2 protein-coding genes and 1 pseudogene are annotated in these 1,533 nt (G+C 67.8%); 2 read left to right on the top strand and 1 reads right to left on the bottom strand.

What is annotated here, in order from left to right:
• Nucleotides 1-241: DUF2332 family protein (locus VGR06_RS13195; protein ID WP_327559334.1), on the top strand; the 241-nt coding region annotated here is incomplete at its 5' end.
• Nucleotides 242-386: 145 nt separating this feature from the next.
• On the opposite strand, the gene VGR06_RS13190 is transcribed toward VGR06_RS13195, so the two are convergent.
• Nucleotides 387-959 carry a YciI family protein gene (locus tag VGR06_RS13190; RefSeq protein WP_327559333.1) on the bottom strand — a complete coding sequence of 191 codons (573 nt, stop codon included), beginning with the start codon at nucleotides 957-959 and terminating at the stop codon, nucleotides 387-389.
• A gap of 209 nt (nucleotides 960-1,168) precedes the next feature.
• On the opposite strand from VGR06_RS13190, the pseudogene VGR06_RS44250 reads away from it, so the two are divergent.
• A pseudogene (locus VGR06_RS44250) lies at nucleotides 1,169-1,321 on the top strand (IS256 family transposase); the annotation flags it as partial.
• Nucleotides 1,322-1,533: the final 212 nt, after the last annotated feature.

Here is a 1,533-nt window from a genome sequence, read left to right as displayed (position 1 = left end):
GCTCGAGAGCCGCCTGCGCTTCCTGCACCGCCTCGACGAAGCGGCGGCCGGCCGGGCGGTGGCGTGGGTGTCAGCGGAGGGAGTCGGAGTCGCGCCGACGATACCGACACTTGGCGATCGCCGCGCCTCTGGCCACAGCATCATCGGCCTGGCGGTGTTCGACCGGTCGGCTCTGCGCGCCGAGGCCATTGGCCGCTGCTGGTCGCAGGGCCGCTTGCTGGCGTGGCTGGCAGACTCCTAGTGAGCCATTCCGCGTAAGGTCCTGACTACCGAACGCGCCGTCCGAAATCAGAGAGAAGCTCCCAAGAACGCCTGGCTGCGAGGAAGAGGCGCGGAACCCGACACGAGAGTTGGCGACCCGTCAGACGATCACAGTCCTCGTCAGGTCATGACGGCCGCTCGCCAAACGCCCAGTTGTGCACCTCGATGTCGGCGTATCGGTCCGGAGTCAGGATGGCGCGCGCTTTGTCCGGGTCCGGCGCCCGGACCAACACCGCCGTACCCAGCCAGGTGGCGCCGTCGTCGGACAGCAGCGGCCCGTACGCGATCAGCTCGTCCCGGTCGGGCGGCACGGCGAGGTCGGCGGCCTGCCCCGTGCCCAGGCCGAGTACCAGATACCGGTTGCCACCGGTTCTGCCTCCGGGGAAGTCCCACATACTGCGCCCCAGCGTGTTGCGCCACCGGCGCAGCAGCACATCCCGGTACACGCCGGCCTGGTAGTTGGGCTCGTCGAAGGCGAACGCCCGGGCGGCGGCGGGATCGGGCAGGTCGATGATGTGCACGCTGCCGGTGGGCGTGTCACCGTCGTCACCGAAGGTCGGGCCGCGGGCGATCATCTGCGCCGCGTATCGGTCCATGTAGGACCAATGGTCTTCCAGCAGCTCGCCCCGCAGCGCCACAGAGCCGGACCGGTCGCGGTGGTAGCAGAAGTACTCCATGCCCCATAGTTTGACCGCCACTGCCGGTCCAATCTGCTACCCCCGATCAACCCTTCTCTGCTGGGCGCACCGAAATGGGCTCAATGAGCCATTCTCCGGCAGCGGGTTGGGGGACTGTAAAACGAACGGTGTAACTACTGATCAAGGAGGAGCACCTGATGTCTAGAGCAATGTCCACTGTGGCTGATACTGCCGGGGTGGAGATCGAGGAGGAGCCGGCCGCGCCGGACGTGACGAACAGTGATCTTGTTGAGCGGCTGGTGGCGCAGGCCCGCGCCGACGGGGTGCAGTTGGCCGGGGAGGGTGGGCTGCTGCGGCAGTTGACCAAGCGGGTGCTGGAGTCTGCCCTGGAAGGCGAGATCACCGACCACCTCGGGTACGCCAATCCGATCCGGACTCGCGTCGCCGGCGTGCTCCGCGAGGGTCCAGCAGTTCCTGCGCGGCAGGTCGCTCGTCAGCCCCCGCACGTACTTCTCGGCCTGCCGCAACGGCTCCACCCGGGCGAAATACGGCCGATCCGGCCCATCAGCTCGAACAGCTTCTGCCCAGCACGCTCGGCCTCTACCATGGCCGCGGCGGCCACCTCGTGATCTTC

Source organism: Actinophytocola sp., from assembly GCF_036002505.1.
Lineage (GTDB): Bacteria > Actinomycetota > Actinomycetes > Mycobacteriales > Pseudonocardiaceae > DASYTH01.
The sequence above is the reverse complement of the archived record's forward strand: the minus strand, read 5'-3'. Positions and strand labels throughout refer to the sequence as shown.